Below are 1,171 nucleotides of genomic sequence, written 5' to 3'. Positions count from 1 at the left end.
GCTCAGCAACAGTTGCTTTTGCTTCTTCTTTCACTTTAGCCTCTTCTTCTTCGCTCCATAGACCTTTTTTGGTCRGGAAAATACGCATGCGCGTAAGCGGATCTTTAGGCTCCCAATCGGATTCCTCGTCTTTGGTACGGTATTTCGTCGTATCATCGGCCAAGGAATGCGGACGGTAACGGTATGTTAATGCTTCAATCAATGTCGCGCCTTCGCCTTTGCGGCCTCTTTCAGCAGCTTCTGATACAGCTTGAACAACAGCTAGAACGTCCATTCCGTCTACTTGCACGCCTTTGATACCTGCAGCAAGTGCTTTATGCGCAACAGAAAGAGCTCCTGTTTGCTTGGAATAAGGCGTTGTGATCGCATATCCATTGTTTTGTACAAAATAAATGGCAGGCAACTTGAATGCTCCTGCAAAGTTCATACCTTCGTAGAAATCTCCTTCTGAGCTTCCTCCGTCGCCTGTGTACGTGATCGCTACACGCGGTTGGTTACGTTTTTTGAACGCCATAGCAACACCAGTTGCGTGCAAAATCTGTGCACCAATGATGATTTGCGGCATAAGAACGTGAACATCCTGCGGAATTTGTCCGCCATGTTGATGTCCGCGGGAGTATAGGAACGCCTGGTAAAGCGGAAGTCCGTGCCATACGAGCTGCGGCATATCGCGGTAACCTGGGCAAATAAAGTCATCTTTATTTAATGCAAATTCACTACCGATCATGGAAGCTTCTTGGCCGGATACCGGCGCATAGAAACCAAGACGTCCTTGACGACCGAGATTTACTGCTCTTTCGTCCCAAACACGTGTGAATACCATTCTTCTCATTAACTCTCTTAATTGGTCATCGCTAAGTTTAGGCATTTTGTCGGGATTTACAATCGTGCCGTCTGGAGCCAGTACTTGTAAAGGCTCAACCTTCTCTGTGGTCACTTCGTAATTTACTTGGCTGACAAGTGGCTTACTCATACCATTTCACCTCTTATATGATTTTGATGCCTGCTAGCTACACTTCTGTTATAGTATTATTATAAACCTGTTTTTGTGAATTGTACACCGCTATCCTTATGATATATGACCTTTTTTCGCGGAAGCGAATAGTACAGTTTAGGAAAATATATAATACAGTTAACATGAAATTAACAACTGATATAATACACCTTACCC

Annotated in this window: 1 protein-coding gene; it reads right to left on the bottom strand. The window is 44.4% G+C overall.

Annotated features, from left to right (window positions below):
* On the bottom strand, positions 1-973 hold a 973-nt coding region (pdhA, locus tag AC1DUA_RS38470), incomplete at its 3' end, for a pyruvate dehydrogenase (acetyl-transferring) E1 component subunit alpha (RefSeq protein WP_477504697.1).
* Positions 974-1,171 lie beyond the last annotated feature (198 nt).

The organism is Paenibacillus sp. 01T422 (genome assembly GCF_056398785.1).
Note: the sequence above shows the minus strand (reverse complement) of the source record. Positions and strands in the feature narration are given on the sequence as shown.